The following is a 13,636-nucleotide window of genomic DNA, read 5'->3' as shown; positions in this document are numbered from 1 at the left end:
TATCCGACAGCAAGTCGGGATCGGTGTCGATGGATGCCATCGGTCAGGTGGTCAGATTTTGGTACGGGACGTGCGAGAGGTACGTCCGGCACTCGGGGCAGATCACCGAGAGGACGGGACCGTTCGCGTCGCCAGTCTTGACGTACTCGAACTCGCCGTGACTCGAGTTATAAATGTCTTCACTGACCGTCATGGCGCTCAGGGCTTCGGTCCCACAGATGGGACAGGGCTCTCCGAATCCCCACTCTGGTTCGTGAATTGATTGCCGGATTTTGAGTGCGTCGGACGGAAGCTGACGGAGGAGTTTCTGGACGTATTCGGGACAGACAGTATCATCGTCCGGCGATTTGGTGGGGATGAGGAGTGACTTAAGAACGTCTGAGGGGGATTGATCTTCGGAGTCGATTCGCTCTTCTTTGATGTTGATGACGATGACTGTCATGGAGGGCTTGAGAAGAGAGCTGCCTGGTTTGACACCCCGCGGGGCTACTAGCGGATTTGGACGTGGTGGGTTAGTCCACGTCGATAGGCGTGTCGAGACGGGCGGCGGCGACGCGATACGCGGCGACAATCTCGTCGACGGTGATGTCGTCGTCTGCCTCGCGCTCGATGGTGATCTCGATCTCGCGGCGGACGGTGTCTGCGTCGTGGCTGTATCGCCAGATACCTTGTTCGATGCGGGGGTGGGTTAGGATGTTGTTCGGAACTCCGAGGTCGTCGACGTCGCGGAGGACTTCGGCGGTTGCGTGAACCCGGTCCCCGTAGCCATCGATCCCTTCGCGGAGTGCCTCGATGGCGTCTTGGAAGGTGAGGTCACTGGCCTCTTCACTGGCGGCGATGTGTGCGGAGACGGCGTCGGACGTTTCGGTGGGAAGCTGGCGCTGGGGTTCTGAGGTCATACTCACTTTTAGTTAGTGCGAGAGACTTTGATCGAGCGGAATACTCGTGACCTCGACGAGTTCGAGGTGGCTGTCCGCTTGTGCCTGCTTGGCCGCCTTCTCACGGTTCGTTGTGAGTGTCGGGCCGAACTGACCGAGCTTGAGGAGGATGTCTCGTTCCGTGTTGAGCACACCGTATTGGGTGATTTCGTCTCCTGCTTCGGGCTCGCCGGGGCGATCGATGACATTGATGTTGAGCGACTGCCACGGCTTCCCGGTGTACTCGACGTGGACGTCCTCGCCGTGTTGGCGGGCGATGTAGTCCCACGCTTGGACGAGTCCCTTCAGGGCATCGTGGCGTTCGCCTTGATCACGACCGAGTATGTCGACCGTGAGAGCTGTCGTCGCAAACGCCATATGGACTCCTTGTCGGTTCTTGAGCTGCTGTTCGACATCGAGTCTCTCAGGCAGGTCCGAGAGAGCGAATTCTGACGGTGGAAGGAACGATCGCATTTTGTGCACCTCACTTCAGATGGAGGTGAAAAACAACAGGTGGTGCGGCTACTCGTGCCAGATTCGAGCATCGAGGAACGGGCCTTCGCGATAGATCTCGGCGTCGTCGAAGACGCGGTCAAGCTGGCGCTTGACCCGGCGGAGGCTCGGGGCACGCTCCGGGGGACGGAATTGGAACGCGGAGTACCAGGTTGCTTGGTCTTCTTCGATACCTTTCGGGAGGAGGACGGGTGTAAGTGCATCCGACCAGAGATTCCGATCATCAAGGATGGCTTCGAGTGTATCGTGGGAGAGGGATTCACCGGAGGCATCCTCGGCGTAAACGAAGACTGTCTTTGGATATGAGCTACCGACCTTGTAGTCGCGGTTGTACTGATGGTTGAGGCCACCGAGAGCGCGGTATTCAGCCCCGGTCTTGGGGTCGATCGGGCCGAATTCGCCGGGTTCGCCGACAGCCTCGAAGTTGCCCGAGGGCATATAGCGTTCGTGGAGCGGGGAGTGCGTCACGTGGGCGTACGCAAGCCGGCTGAGAGTGGTGAACGGTGCGGCCGAATCGGTGTCGTCGGATGGCGTGGTGGATGCGTTGGACATAGTATCGGATCAGGTTACGACGGAAGTCCGGGGGTGTTGGTGAGTCAGGACTACTCCGGCGACGGGATGAAAGGGATAATCACGCGCTCTCTTGGTTGATGGCGGTCTCCTCGTCGGCAGGAACGAGCTCGTCGCGATCGCGGCGCTCATCGCAATTCGTACAGTAGACGCCTTCCTCTTCAACGTCACTTCCGACAACCTCACCGCGCTTCATACCGACCTCTTCGAAAGTATCGTTCTCGTACTTCTGGATGTCGCCGAACTGGACTTCTTCGATGATCCAAGAGAACGACCGGCCGCCGCACTCTGGGCAGGCCATCGGAACCGGCGTGTTCTTTTCAGACGTCATACGTCGACCTCCACGTTCTCTAGGGCCCGTTCGTACAGGGCATCAGTGATCTGCGTCTCGGTTTCAGAGATTGCCGACTCGAGTGAGCGTTCATCTAGATCGTCGATGTCTGGATCTGCGCGCTCGCCGTCGATGAGGTGTTGCGTTGCGACTGCCGTATGGGCTGCGAGAACGGTGATAGCAGCTTCAAAGGCTGGGCCACTGAGGATGTATGTTTGCATCTCTCGATAGGCAGCGTCGTAGTCTTCGGGCGAGCCGGGAGAAGGAACAATGTCGTGAGCGAATTGGTCGTGGTGAGGTCGTACGCGATGGCGTCTTGGGAGTCGTAGCCATCGCGGAGGGCGATACCAAAGCCGGCACGTTCCAGCGTGTCGAAAAGATCAATGAGTGCGGCTTGTGAGGTGTCGTCAGGGACGAGGAGCGAGGCAACGGCGTCCTCGTCTCGAGTGCTGTCTGTCATCTGTTTTTGAAACCTCTTCGCCTCTGTAACGGAGGAGAAAAAATTGGGCTCGAAATAGTAGTTACTTGGGGCGGTAAGCGGGGCCCGATTCGTGCCTCGTGACTTCGGTTACCGTGATGGCGTCGACGTCGACCCCGAGAACACCGGGATGGTCAGGGGTGGCAGAGAGATCGGAGAGCGCCTCATTGAGGCGTTCTTGAAGCCAGTCGGGGTAGATGTCGGCTGGAATTGATTCGTCGAGGTCCTCTGTTGCACCAAGGGGAATCTGCACGTCGATGGTTACCGTTCGATCGTGGTGAGTGGACGAATTCATAGGTGTGGAGCTGTAGGTGATCTACCGCTGGTCTCGAATCGCGTCGAGACTAAAGTCCTCGTCAGGGTTGCGGATGGCCTCGAGCGTGTCGGTGACGAATTCGAGCGCCTCAATCTCTGACTGAAGCCGGGCGATTTCTTCCTCGCGGTCTTGGATGGCGTCGATGATGGCGGCTTCTGCCTGCTGGTAGTCAGCGTCCTCACGGACGTCGTTGTCGTCGTCCTCTTGGATTGATGTGGTGAGTGCCGATGACGGGAGTTTCCCGTCGGGGCGGGGGACCGTCTCTTCTTCAACTTCGATAGCGACACGTCGGACGTGCTTACAGCCGCCCTCTGGATCGCGATCTTGGTAATCCGGACAAGTACACGTTTCGTCGATGAGGTCGATAGTGTAGGTCTCCCCGGACTCGCCGGTTACTGAGTAGATGCCGCCCTGCTTGAGGAGCGCGACATCCATCGTTTCATTACGAGCGCGTTCGTCACGTCGGTCAGTACTCTGAGGCAGCGTTGGGGACGAGTCGGATGCGTCCCTGGCCGATGCGGTGGAGTGTGAACTCACGATGCGATTCCTCCACCTGCTGGCAGGGGAGTGAAAAACGCCCACGTCTCTGATCGCTAATCTATGCTTGTGCTGGCTGACGATGCTCTTGAGGGCGTTCTGTAAGTCGAGAACGCTATTCGGGTGTTTCGGAGCAAGGTTCTGAAGATCGAGTTCCCGTTTCTTGGTCGTTCTTCTTGACCTGGGTGGTGAGGACTCGGTGGGTGTCGGAGTCGTGGATGCGACGCTGGCGCTCGAAACCGTCTTGAGGGTTCGGTCCTGCGAGGGCGATGACGAACCAGCCTGAGTCAGGTGCGCCACGAGTTGCGTTGAGGACTCGGTAGATACGGCCAGACTCATCATCGAGGAAGAGAACTTCCAAGGTCTTGCCCTCTGAAGAGTCTGCTTGATCAAGCGCGGTGAGGACGCACTCGTCTTCGAATTGGTCGCGGAGCTGCTCGACCGAATGTGGGCTATCCATGTCGATCATCGGTTGTTCTGTCCTCTACTTCTTGAGGGGTCGAAAAACGCTGGTAGGGATGCTGGAAGAAGATGTTGACTACGTGCTTGAAGCCGAGGAGGGTTTCGGGATCAATCTGATCGCCGATGAGTCGCCGTTGTCACTAACGGATTTCTCAATTCGAGCTAATCGTGAATCTCTATCCACTCTTGATACTCTTCGGTAGAGAGCAACCGATCACACTGTGCGCAGTAATGTAGATCGCGTCCCCCTTGCTTTCGCTCCACAGACAATCGGGTGTCGCTCTCAATTGAAGCACAATTGTCACAGGTTTCGTTGGCCCGTTGTTCCTGCCGTCGCTGACGTGCTTCATCAAGATGCTCCATCATTTCATCAATCTCGGTGCGATTCTCCTCATCTTGCTGGATGAACTCGGCGTCCAGCACTTCCACCGTGATTATCGTTGGCTCCGTCTCGGTGTTGACATCACTAATTCTGGCGGTAAAGATACACATGTCGCCTGGAGCAATTCGTGTCTTGACCGCCTGTTCATATCTAATTTGGACCTCTTGAACGGCCTCTAAGAAATCAAGATCAAGGAACTCGGCCTGTTTATTTGGAAGGACTCTGACGGGCATTTCGCCCACCGCGCCAGTGTCAGTCACCCATCGCCAGTCCGTCATCAATTGCGTATAATGCTGGAAACTTGTTAGTAATTACCGGGCCGTGGTTGATGACCCGACTGATCTGTACGTCTGTGTTTGGTCAGAGTTTGCGAACCTGGTCGTCGAGTGAAGCTCCACACGACCAGCAATCTCCTGTCGCCCCGGCATTTGCGGTGCCACAGGCTGAACAGACGTGGAGGGGGATATCCACATCAATCCGCAGTTCTGCGGTGCCACAGTCCGGGCAGGGACCAGCGTCGTGGGGGAGCGGGCGGTCGTATCGACGACAATCTGGGTTCGTGCAGTAGCGCACCATCCCATTGTGTGATTAATTCTCATTCATCAAATAATTAAGCTCTCAAAATTGGGTGACGGAGTCCAGTACTACTTCGACGGAATCGACAGTGAGCGACACAACGTATGATCCTGCTGACTGGCCTATTTCAGCGTGGTTGTGTAGCGGATTTCACGTCCGAATTTCGAAGCGAGCGCCCCCGTCTGTGCCATCGGTGACCTCGATCGACCAACCGTGGGCCTCCACAATTCGGCTGACGATCGCGAGCCCGAAACCCGTACCGTCTTGGTTTGTTGTGTACCCGCTCTCGAATACATCTTCGCGATCGGATGTCGAAATCCCTGGTCCGGTGTCTTCGATAAAGAAGCCATCACCATTCTCAAGGCTTCCAACACGAATCGTGACGGCCTCGCCGCCGTGGTCGATCGCGTTTCGATAGAGGTTCTCGAACATTTGGAGGAGGCGACTGCGATCAGCGTTGAGACGCAGATCCGTCTCGACTTTGAGTGTCGCAGTGTCCGTATCAACGTTTCGCCAAGCCTGTTTAGCAAGAGTATTGAGGGAGATCGTCTCTGTCTCGCCGACTGCTTCTCCCTGTCGAGCGAGTGTGAGCATATCTTTGATGAGGCGTTCCATACGGTCTAACGCACGCTCGATGGCGTCGAAGTGTTCACTGTTATCGGTGCTATCGATGAATTCGAGCCGTCCTCGGGCGACGTTCAACGGATTCCGGAGATCGTGCGAAAGGATACCGGCAAATTCCTCCAGCCGGTCACGCTCTCGCCGAATCGTCGCCTCTGCGGACAGTCGCTCGAGAGCTGTCACGACGTGAGTCGATAACATCTCCGCGACTTCCTCGTCGCGCTCGGCGAACGCGTTCGCCTCAAACGAAAACACCTGTAGTACACCATATTCTCCGAGTGGAATACTCAACAATGCGCGAGGGTCGTTGCTGACCTGTGGTTCGGGGTGTACTCCACCATCGCGGATTGGCGACGCCGTAACTCCCCGAGTCTCCCCGAGGTCGTCGACCCGGACAACCGTGTTCGATTGGTAACTCTCCCCGGCGTATCCGAAGGAGGTTGGTACCGGGTCATAACCATCTACACTACCAGGGTTTGAACTGGTGACCGGAACCAGTTGGTCACCTTCTACTACTGCGAGGTGGGCGACATCAGCATCGAATAACTTGACTGCGCCGTCAGCAGCGTGTTGACGTATCGCTGTCGTCGAGTCCGCTCTAGTGATTTCGGTAGCGAGCTCGTGGAGCTGTGTCACCTTCGAGGTGTGATTACGGAGTTGTTGCTCTGCCACTTTCCGATCTGAGACGTCCTGAATGATCCCCGTAAAGAGATGATCCCCGTCAATAGGATACTCCCCGAAGCTAATCTCGATCGGGAATTCCTCTCCGTCGGCGCGAAGGCCGTGTGCCTCGAGTCCGTTCCAGTCGAACGTTTGTTCCCCCTCTGAGAGATATTTGGCCAGCCCATTCTGATGCGATTCCCGCAACTCCTCGGGCATTAGCTTCGTTAGTGGTTCGCCAACTATTGCTGACTGTTCATATCCGAAGAGTTCGTTGACAGCGTCGTTCGCATACCGTATTGTGCTCGTCTCGTCGATAGTCACGACGCCCAACGACGAGTTCTCCGTCAATGCTCGGAACCGTGCCTCAGACCGCGCCAGCTCCCGTTCGCGCTGCTGTAAACCAGTTGCGTAGTAGCCCAGGAGGATGCCTGCTGCCATGAAAATCCCTGCTCCATTGAGGGCGAGTTGCCCCGGCTCAGCGGCTGGATTATGTTCGAGCGAGATAACGAAAATGAACCAGATAATAACCGCAACACCAGTGATCGCCCCACCACCTGTCCAGAGTGCCAGTTGACTGATTCGGGACTCTTGGTGAGTTCGTTCGAGCCAAATCCCGCCGATAAGCAAACAAATCCCGATTGTGGCTGGTAGTGCTACTTCGAGAAAGTCGACTACGGCATCGTCTCCATCGATAAGGACCCAGCCAAGCGTACAGATGAAAAGTAGAAGTCCGGAGAAGGCAATCGACCACCTCCGTATCGGACGATACAAACCTCTCATCTGCCGTCAATAATCGGAAAGAGATCGTTAATTCGTATGATTTGGAAACTGGGCGTCATTTCTCACTCTAGGTGTGGGAGGGGGTACGTACTTCTATGGCTTCCGATGCTGGGTGTTCTATGATTCGTCTGGGTTCGAAGAACCCTCGGCCGGTACTCGAATGTCGTCGGGTGTCGCGATGAGTTCTACGTTCTGAACAGTAAACCGAACCGAGACGTCTCCCTTTGATGAGGTGAGGAGCTGTAATAGTGCATCGACGTCCACCCAATCCTGTAAATTATAGTCGTCGTCTTCGAGCCCACGCGTTTCCAGTGTCTCAATAATTTCAACGAGGCGGTCACTCGTTCGGTCCGGACTGTCTGGTGGTGGGGAATTCATCGGTATGCTCTACGCTTAGGATGGAAGCAATTTAAAAGGTTGTGAGTCAACTGCAGAATCTCGTCGCTTTTCTGCTTGACTTAGCGCGTTTGGGATAGCACCGGCGCAACCACAAGCGATTATGCGCTTTGATGCGGACTGGATGTCTCGAGCTGATGATCGGATTCTAGAACATCTCTCTGAGGAGGGACCTGATACCCCGAAGGAAATGGCAGATAGCGACCGCGTTCGCTTTTCTCGCCAACACATCAACGCTCGGTGCAAAACACTCGTCACCTACGGACTTCTCGTCCACTTAGGCAACGGTGTCTACGATATCACCAGTGAGGGTGAACAGTACCTCAACGGCGATCTCGACGCACGAGACTTGGATGCAGAATAAAGCATATTTAAAATGGTTGGTGTTCGAGGATGTGCTCCATAATGAGCTGCTCCCGAGCATCAACGAATTCCTCAAAGATCATCTCCTTGGCGCCCTCTGGGATATGGTGAGTCTGCTTGTAGTCGTCCGTTCGGGAGTTCATCCAGTCCTCGAAGTCGTCATCGGATTTCATCTTGTTCGTCTTGTCAATCAGCAGCTGGAGGTTCCCCACTCGGTCGGCATCTGCCTCCTCCGGGAGGACTGACTTCGGGATAATGTGGTCGATATCGTAGTCTTTGCCCCGTGCCGGTTCATCGGGATAGTGCGACAGCTGCAGAAGGAACTCGATGTCGCGCTTCCCGTACTGGAGCTCCTCGAAAAGCGTGGTCAACTTTTCTTCGGTGAAACGGAGGGAGGTTCCGTAACTGGATGCCACTTCATCACTGATCCGCTCAAGTGGGAATTCCGAGGTCTCCTCTTCCTCTCGGATAACATCCCGGACGAGTTCTGCGATCTGGTTCGATGATTGGCTGGTGAATCCGTTGAGTCGGGCCGCACAGATATAGTAGAGAATGTCACGACGTCGCCCGCGTCCTTTTATAGAGGTCGAATCGAGCGATGGATTCTCGTTCTGGTAGAGGTAGTAGGCGATAGGTGTGTAGAGGGCGGGACTGAGGATGTAGGTCACCGTCGGATAGTAACTGTTCAGAAGCTCAGCGAGTTGTTCCATCGTGTTCGAGAACGTATCGGTAAGCCAGATCTCCTTCAGATTCCGCAGCAAGTCGAGTGTGTAGTTGTCGAACCGATACTGGATCTCGTTGCCGTTGATTGCGAGCAGTACCTTCTGGACGTGCTTCGTAGCAAAAGGAGCGTTCCCACCGTCGATGATCCCGTTCAGTTCGTCGACCATCGAGTGCACCTCGTCCCGTGCGTTGATTTCCGGCGGCTCCTGTTGCCAGCTACTAGTCATCAACGACAGGAGGATTTCGGCACGATTCGGTGTCACCCCTCCCTGATTGATCCGTACGAAGACGTCGCGAACACGGGTGATGTCGTTCTCGTCTTCGGTAAAGAAGTGGAGCTTCTCGTCCTTGTGGACCGCTCGATAGAGATCCTCGAAATTACGCTGAGCGTTGAGAATCAGACTATCTGAATTCTCTATCTCGGGGTGGTTCTCGACCAGCTCCTGGATCTCTCCCTCAATTTCCTGGCGTTCTGCATAGAAATCGTCGTTGTCAGAGATGGACATGATTCGGTTGACTGGATACCAGTATGCATTCGCGGTTGCGGACTTCTCAGAGCGGAAGGAGAAGTCGTATTTATTGCCGAGTTCCGAGTCCGCTGTCTGCGGGTCCGAGAGGAGGTTGAGATAGAGTCGCTTCTGAACCCACGAACTGGCCTTGTTCCGAGGGTGGTTGTGTTTCCGCTCGTAGAATGATCCGGTCAGACCGATATTGAGCGCGGTCAGTCGCTGCTGGCCGTCGAGGACTAGTTTCACCGGTGACGGGAGTGGGTCTTCAGAATTGTGCGGGGGGTTTCGATGGGTCGGTGTTGTGAGTGACTGGGGAAAATTCGGTTCGTCGACGTAATGGGTGACGAAGCGATATTTGGGCTGAGCCTGTGCTTCCTCAGCCGAGAGGTTCCACTGAAGGAGCGCACCGATTGGATAGTCCCGTAACAGGGAATCAAACAGATCCACGATGTCACTCGTTTCCCAGACGAACTCCCGCTGAATCGCGGGTAAGAGATAAGAATAATTTATGTTTTCCACGACCTCAGCGATCCGCTTGGTTTCCATATTCCGTCTTGTGGTATGCTGGTTTTATATATCTACATAGTGGTGGTCGCCTATCATTTATAACGTCACAGAGCGATTTCTGATACGGAAATGAGTTTGAATATTCCACTTCCTGCGGGTCTCGGGGACTATGCTTGGCTCGAAACTCTTGCTCAACGTGAGGAGATTAATCAAACGATTCCTCTCTATATCGAAGCTGATGACGGGATTGAGGTCGTCGCTGTTTCCCTTCTCTGTGAAGATGATCTTCGGATGATCTACCGGGCACCCGGTGGTTGGCAATTGCTCACAGAATATGAGTTGTCCGAGGACCCGATTATTCACGTAGACGATCTCCTTGATGCTGTCGTTGCATTTGTGGGAACAGACGCGAGAGTCGTTCAAAAACTCGCTCAGGAACTCGGTGAGAAGTTAGAGGAGCATTGGATGATGGGATTTGTTCCGTATAGTCAATCTGGGAAGGGGGACAAATTTGAGGAACTTAGACAGGACTGCAATTGCTCAGGGATTGACGACCCGTCAATTGAGCGTGTTCCGGGAATGTCCGAAATCGAGGAATCAGCAGAATTTCGCTGCCATAACTGTATGAGCCTATACGGTATCGAGTATCAGGGTCGTAGAATCGATCTTGATGAGGTGTTCAGTGCTGAGTGGCTCTTCACGAATTCGACTCCGGATGACATCGTGGAGATCGGTGCCGAAGATTCATTTCTCGTGTATTCTGATGGTCGACCAATAGACAAAACAGAACGAGTCATCGGCGCGATGACTAGCTATGGTGGTGACACGAGTTCTTCTTTTGCCCGATATATCCCTGAAAACCACCAGGGATTGCTCTATATTCGAGATGACGACGCGGCTGGATACGTCACTTGGGAAGAGCTGGATGGAATACAGGTTCTTCGACAGCTGTATGTCCGGGATCATTACCGGCGCCGGGGGATTGCTGAGGAGTTAATTCAGACTTGGTGCCAGGAGTACTGCGAGGATGGTGTCTACTCCATCGACGAACCGAACGACAAGAGCCGATCTCTGTTTTCAAAACTGGGGCATATTGACGGTGATGGTGAGTACGAAGCGATTGAACTCTACCCGATTCGCGGCGTTGGGAACAGTCTTGATGCCAGCCAGACTCTTCCTCAATAGTTCATACACACTCTCACCGATTTAATCAGCCAGATTTCGAATCCCCTCTACCACGCTCTCTCCTTGCCAACCCACAATCTGATCTGCGTGGTCTTCAACGAAATTGGGCATCTGCTCGTTTCCGCGCGGTGTAACACCCAGAATTGGCTTGCTTTCGATTTCAGCTAAAATAGTTTCTTTCTTGATCCATTTGCTGTGAGCTACGTACATCCCTCCAAGTATTATTACGACCGTAGCTGGCTTGATCTGGTCTTCCCGGAGCGCCTGTTCCAGCTCCTCTTCGGTGTCAGCATCTATCTCATCCACCTCGGGTACTGAGTAATTCCGGAAACTGAAATTCGGGTAGTCGCGAAGTAGTTCTACCATCCGATTGTACTCGTCGCTGTACTCCCAAGAGTGCGAGATGAACAGTCGGTATTCGCTCCGACGGTTGCTTGAGGATCTGCTGTTGAAGCTCATAACTATATGCGAATTATTGACGGCTTACCCGTTTAGTACTATGGTCCTCTCTGATGCGGAATCCAAATCTGCCGATATTCCAGGGGGGAAGAACTTATACTATTTAAAAACGGATTGTTCATACGGTTATGAGCCAAGACACCTCCTCCCCATTGAAAACCACCTGGGAGGCTGCGTTTGATGATATTCGTGGCAGTCCAAACCCCGAATTAGCTGTTCGATTCGTTCTGAAGTCAGCCGTCAACGGTCTACCTACCGGATTCTATCGCGATGATGGAGATCGCCTACTACCGACCTATAAAGGGAACGATCTCGGAAAGGAGTTCACAGTTCGAGAACTCGGCCCCGTTTATACAGTCACGCAATCTGGGGATAACAGTCTCCCTGAGCTCAGTTCCTCTCAACCGTCGCTCTTCGAGCCGAATGACCAACAGTCGGGCCTTGTCCCGACCGACGATTCCCTGAGCCGCAGTTCTACCGATACTCAGAACCAGCAGGGGCTCTCGTCTGGGCAAAAAATCGCTGGCGGTGCTTTGCTCCTATATGGTGCCTACAAAGGGCTGGAAGCCTTGGCCTCTGCAGGCTCGTCGACTCAAGAGTCCTCTTCCTCCTCAGGCGGAAATACTGGGAAATCACTCCCTCGCTTAGCACGCGCTGCAACTCGACTTGAGGACAAGCGGTACAACGTTTTTGTCTCCCATTCGTGGGAGTACGACGAACACTACGAGCGTATCGTTGATTTCCTTGACGAGGTTCCGTCGCTCGAGTGGCAGAATCATAGTGTCCCCTCAACTGACCCCCTGCCCGTGGATACCGAGTCTGCCCTTCGCTCTGAACTCCGGAACCAGATGAAAACGGCGTCGGTTGTCGTCGTAAGTAGTGGAATGTACGGTGCTCACAGCACTTGGATCCCGGAGGAGCTGGAACTCGCCGATGAACTGGACAAGCCGGTGATCGCAATCATTCCAGAGGGACAATCGAAGGTCCCCGAGAAAATCCAAGAAGTCGCAGATACTCAGGTAGGATGGCGAAAGGCCTCGCTTGTCGACGCACTCGCTGAATATGCCTGATTCAACCGACGAAGCGGCGGTTGATCTCTCAGAGGATGGCGCCGATACTGACGATGGAGACACGCCCGAAACAGAACCTGAACACTCTGAAGAGGTCACCGGAGGGGACCCTGCTGAGCCATCTGAGGAGGAAGATGTTACAACTGGACCGCTGGCTAATCTAAGTGAGGACGAGAAGAATCGACTGATGGAGCAGTACATACATTACGGGGAGGTTGCGATCGAGACAGCCAATCAGCGAGTCCAGATGAACCGCTTTTTCGGTCTGATTTTAACCTCGATACTGGCCGGTCTCTTTGCCCTCGCCCGCGGCAATCTCACGACCACTAACGCTGCGATCGTTCTCTTCGCATCAGGATTCGGTAGTCTGATTTGCTACTTTTGGTATCAAAGTCTTCAATCATACCGCCGGCTGAACAAAGCGCGGTATGCTATCTTGAATGAGATCGAATCGGTTCTCCCTGTTCGCATGTATCTCGATGAATGGCGATACTTGAAGCGAGAGAAACCCGACCCAGAAATCGTTGATCCTCGTCCAGCTGAAGATGCTGATCACCGCTCGCATACAATTGTGGAACAGTGGTTCGTCCGCCTATTGGCTGCTGGATACATCTCCGTCGGAGGATATGCCGGCGGGTTCATTCTTACTCCTCAGGTGAAGAGGTTCATTCCATCACTACCGGACCCATCGATGGTTGGTTTTGGTGTTGGTGGCGTCCTCTTAATCGGCTTAGCCATCTTCTTTAGGATTCAAACCCGCTGAAACCACTATGAGACGCTTCGACACCGGTGATTCGGTTCGAATTGATATCCCTGATGAGACGGATCCTGATCACGATCGACTCCATGGGCGTCGCGGAACAGTTGTTGAGATCATTTCTGACGATGCAGGAGCTGTGACCGATGATGAACGGGAGGGGTATCTCTTTCGCGTTGAATTGGATGATGGCGAAACTGTCGACGTGCGCTGGCGTGATCTCCGGCCTGCTTGACGTGACTTCGATGCTGGTAATCGTATCAACCGAGACGGAATAGTCTAAGTAAAGACTATATAATGGCGGTCAGTTGGGCAAAGCATCGCGAATGACTCGAAAAACAATCGCCCGGAATTCAGGCAACTCCGGGCGGGTGAACATCTCGGGTTCTGAGCTCGAAATGCTTGAAGCCGGGATCGGCGACGATGTCGACGTCGACGTTGCCGATACGAAGGACGTCGCTCACGCTATCATCGACAGCAAGGACACGGACCAGTTCCTCATCGTCACTCCACTATAACGT

General features: G+C 54.2%; 19 protein-coding genes. 7 read left to right on the top strand and 12 right to left on the bottom strand.

The features are described 5' to 3' along the window. Window positions 1-43: 43 nt before the first annotated feature. The 6 genes from NLF94_RS20325 to NLF94_RS20300 all read right to left on the bottom strand — a co-directional run bounded on the left by NLF94_RS20325 (window position 44) and on the right by NLF94_RS20300 (window position 2,552). Window positions 44-442 (bottom strand): hypothetical protein, encoded by a 399-nt coding sequence (locus NLF94_RS20325; protein ID WP_254841539.1) that lies wholly within the window; start codon window positions 440-442, stop codon window positions 44-46. Window positions 443-512: 70 nt separating this feature from the next. Then, window positions 513-899 (bottom strand): hypothetical protein, encoded by a 387-nt coding sequence (locus NLF94_RS20320; protein WP_254841538.1) that lies wholly within the window; start codon window positions 897-899, stop codon window positions 513-515. 12 nt (window positions 900-911) lie between these two features. Further along, on the bottom strand, window positions 912-1,391 hold the full coding sequence (locus NLF94_RS20315) for a hypothetical protein (RefSeq protein ID WP_254841537.1): 480 nt from the start codon (window positions 1,389-1,391) through the stop codon (window positions 912-914). A gap of 48 nt (window positions 1,392-1,439) precedes the next feature. Beyond that, window positions 1,440-1,982 (bottom strand): hypothetical protein, encoded by a 543-nt coding sequence (locus tag NLF94_RS20310; RefSeq protein ID WP_254841536.1) that lies wholly within the window; start codon window positions 1,980-1,982, stop codon window positions 1,440-1,442. Window positions 1,983-2,061: 79 nt separating this feature from the next. Then, window positions 2,062-2,331 carry a hypothetical protein gene (locus NLF94_RS20305; RefSeq protein WP_211087428.1) on the bottom strand — a complete coding sequence of 90 codons (270 nt, stop codon included), beginning with the start codon at window positions 2,329-2,331 and terminating at the stop codon, window positions 2,062-2,064. Further along, a complete protein-coding gene (locus NLF94_RS20300) occupies window positions 2,328-2,552 on the bottom strand; it encodes a hypothetical protein (RefSeq protein ID WP_254841535.1) in 225 nt (74 codons plus the stop codon). The genes NLF94_RS20305 and NLF94_RS20300 overlap by 4 nt, the downstream gene beginning before the upstream one ends. A gap of 330 nt (window positions 2,553-2,882) precedes the next feature. Here NLF94_RS20300 and NLF94_RS20295 point away from each other — a divergent pair, with 330 nt between their 5' ends. Next, on the top strand, window positions 2,883-3,023 hold the full coding sequence (locus NLF94_RS20295) for a hypothetical protein (RefSeq protein ID WP_254841534.1): 141 nt from the start codon (window positions 2,883-2,885) through the stop codon (window positions 3,021-3,023). 102 nt (window positions 3,024-3,125) lie between these two features. On the opposite strand, the gene NLF94_RS20290 is transcribed toward NLF94_RS20295, so the two are convergent. The 4 genes from NLF94_RS20290 to NLF94_RS20275 all read right to left on the bottom strand — a co-directional run bounded on the left by NLF94_RS20290 (window position 3,126) and on the right by NLF94_RS20275 (window position 6,804). Beyond that, entirely contained in the window at window positions 3,126-3,560 is a 435-nt protein-coding gene (locus NLF94_RS20290; RefSeq protein ID WP_049984721.1) for a hypothetical protein, read from the bottom strand. A 217-nt stretch (window positions 3,561-3,777) separates the two neighbouring features. Then, complete coding sequence (locus NLF94_RS20285; RefSeq protein WP_254841533.1) at window positions 3,778-4,131, bottom strand: hypothetical protein; 354 nt, start codon at window positions 4,129-4,131, stop codon at window positions 3,778-3,780. Between the two features lie 155 nt (window positions 4,132-4,286). Next, the gene (locus tag NLF94_RS20280) at window positions 4,287-4,766 is read right to left on the bottom strand and encodes a hypothetical protein (RefSeq protein WP_254841532.1); all 480 of its coding nucleotides are present in this window, start codon (window positions 4,764-4,766) and stop codon (window positions 4,287-4,289) included. A gap of 466 nt (window positions 4,767-5,232) precedes the next feature. Beyond that, window positions 5,233-6,804: a PAS domain S-box protein gene (locus NLF94_RS20275; RefSeq protein WP_254841531.1), complete on the bottom strand. Its 1,572-nt coding sequence runs from the start codon at window positions 6,802-6,804 to the stop codon at window positions 5,233-5,235. Between the two features lie 841 nt (window positions 6,805-7,645). On the opposite strand from NLF94_RS20275, the gene NLF94_RS20265 reads away from it, so the two are divergent. Next, complete coding sequence (locus tag NLF94_RS20265) at window positions 7,646-7,906, top strand: MarR family transcriptional regulator (protein ID WP_254841529.1); 261 nt, start codon at window positions 7,646-7,648, stop codon at window positions 7,904-7,906. 7 nt (window positions 7,907-7,913) lie between these two features. Here the strand turns inward: NLF94_RS20265 and NLF94_RS20260 are convergent, their stop codons facing one another. Then, a complete protein-coding gene (locus NLF94_RS20260; RefSeq protein ID WP_254841528.1) occupies window positions 7,914-9,683 on the bottom strand; it encodes a DUF262 domain-containing protein in 1,770 nt (589 codons plus the stop codon). Window positions 9,684-9,773: 90 nt separating this feature from the next. On the opposite strand from NLF94_RS20260, the gene NLF94_RS20255 reads away from it, so the two are divergent. Beyond that, a complete protein-coding gene (locus NLF94_RS20255) occupies window positions 9,774-10,829 on the top strand; it encodes a GNAT family N-acetyltransferase (protein ID WP_254841527.1) in 1,056 nt (351 codons plus the stop codon). A gap of 21 nt (window positions 10,830-10,850) precedes the next feature. Here NLF94_RS20255 and NLF94_RS20250 read toward each other — a convergent pair whose 3' ends face one another. Then, entirely contained in the window at window positions 10,851-11,288 is a 438-nt protein-coding gene (locus tag NLF94_RS20250; protein ID WP_254841526.1) for a TIR domain-containing protein, read from the bottom strand. Window positions 11,289-11,416: 128 nt separating this feature from the next. Here NLF94_RS20250 and NLF94_RS20245 point away from each other — a divergent pair, with 128 nt between their 5' ends. The 4 genes from NLF94_RS20245 to NLF94_RS20230 all read left to right on the top strand — a co-directional run bounded on the left by NLF94_RS20245 (window position 11,417) and on the right by NLF94_RS20230 (window position 13,633). Next, window positions 11,417-12,358 carry a TIR domain-containing protein gene (locus NLF94_RS20245; protein ID WP_254841525.1) on the top strand — a complete coding sequence of 314 codons (942 nt, stop codon included), beginning with the start codon at window positions 11,417-11,419 and terminating at the stop codon, window positions 12,356-12,358. Beyond that, the gene (locus NLF94_RS20240; RefSeq protein WP_144050371.1) at window positions 12,351-13,121 is read left to right on the top strand and encodes a RipA family octameric membrane protein; all 771 of its coding nucleotides are present in this window, start codon (window positions 12,351-12,353) and stop codon (window positions 13,119-13,121) included. Before NLF94_RS20245 ends, NLF94_RS20240 begins: the two co-directional genes overlap by 8 nt. Before the next feature lie 7 nt (window positions 13,122-13,128). Beyond that, complete coding sequence (locus NLF94_RS20235; protein ID WP_082226615.1) at window positions 13,129-13,350, top strand: DUF8139 family protein; 222 nt, start codon at window positions 13,129-13,131, stop codon at window positions 13,348-13,350. A gap of 91 nt (window positions 13,351-13,441) precedes the next feature. Further along, complete coding sequence (locus NLF94_RS20230) at window positions 13,442-13,633, top strand: hypothetical protein (protein ID WP_049908457.1); 192 nt, start codon at window positions 13,442-13,444, stop codon at window positions 13,631-13,633. The last annotated feature ends 3 nt before the right edge of the window (window positions 13,634-13,636 follow it).

This window comes from Natronomonas marina (assembly GCF_024298905.1).
In the GTDB taxonomy this organism is placed as follows: Archaea; Halobacteriota; Halobacteria; order Halobacteriales; family Haloarculaceae; genus Natronomonas; species Natronomonas marina.
This window is presented reverse-complemented; position numbering and strand designations above follow the sequence as displayed.

Excerpts from the sequence above, each read along its gene's own strand:
- NLF94_RS20325 (WP_254841539.1), bottom strand. The coding sequence starts at position 442 with ATGACAGTCATCGTCATCAACATCAAAGAAGAGCGAATCGACTCCGAA.
- NLF94_RS20290 (WP_049984721.1), bottom strand. The coding sequence starts at position 3,560 with ATGGATGTCGCGCTCCTCAAGCAGGGCGGCATCTACTCAGTAACCGGC.
- NLF94_RS20320 (WP_254841538.1), bottom strand. The coding sequence starts at position 899 with ATGACCTCAGAACCCCAGCGCCAGCTTCCCACCGAAACGTCCGACGCC.
- NLF94_RS20245 (WP_254841525.1), top strand. The coding sequence starts at position 11,417 with ATGAGCCAAGACACCTCCTCCCCATTGAAAACCACCTGGGAGGCTGCG.
- NLF94_RS20285 (WP_254841533.1), bottom strand. The coding sequence starts at position 4,131 with ATGATCGACATGGATAGCCCACATTCGGTCGAGCAGCTCCGCGACCAA.
- NLF94_RS20310 (WP_254841536.1), bottom strand. The coding sequence starts at position 1,982 with ATGTCCAACGCATCCACCACGCCATCCGACGACACCGATTCGGCCGCA.
- NLF94_RS20235 (WP_082226615.1), top strand. The coding sequence starts at position 13,129 with ATGAGACGCTTCGACACCGGTGATTCGGTTCGAATTGATATCCCTGAT.
- NLF94_RS20255 (WP_254841527.1), top strand. The coding sequence starts at position 9,774 with ATGAGTTTGAATATTCCACTTCCTGCGGGTCTCGGGGACTATGCTTGG.
- NLF94_RS20275 (WP_254841531.1), bottom strand. The coding sequence starts at position 6,804 with ATGGCAGCAGGCATCCTCCTGGGCTACTACGCAACTGGTTTACAGCAG.
- NLF94_RS20315 (WP_254841537.1), bottom strand. The coding sequence starts at position 1,391 with ATGCGATCGTTCCTTCCACCGTCAGAATTCGCTCTCTCGGACCTGCCT.
- NLF94_RS20305 (WP_211087428.1), bottom strand. The coding sequence starts at position 2,331 with ATGACGTCTGAAAAGAACACGCCGGTTCCGATGGCCTGCCCAGAGTGC.
- NLF94_RS20260 (WP_254841528.1), bottom strand. The coding sequence starts at position 9,683 with ATGGAAACCAAGCGGATCGCTGAGGTCGTGGAAAACATAAATTATTCT.
- NLF94_RS20240 (WP_144050371.1), top strand. The coding sequence starts at position 12,351 with ATGCCTGATTCAACCGACGAAGCGGCGGTTGATCTCTCAGAGGATGGC.
- NLF94_RS20230 (WP_049908457.1), top strand. The coding sequence starts at position 13,442 with ATGACTCGAAAAACAATCGCCCGGAATTCAGGCAACTCCGGGCGGGTG.
- NLF94_RS20300 (WP_254841535.1), bottom strand. The coding sequence starts at position 2,552 with ATGCAAACATACATCCTCAGTGGCCCAGCCTTTGAAGCTGCTATCACC.
- NLF94_RS20265 (WP_254841529.1), top strand. The coding sequence starts at position 7,646 with ATGCGCTTTGATGCGGACTGGATGTCTCGAGCTGATGATCGGATTCTA.
- NLF94_RS20250 (WP_254841526.1), bottom strand. The coding sequence starts at position 11,288 with ATGAGCTTCAACAGCAGATCCTCAAGCAACCGTCGGAGCGAATACCGA.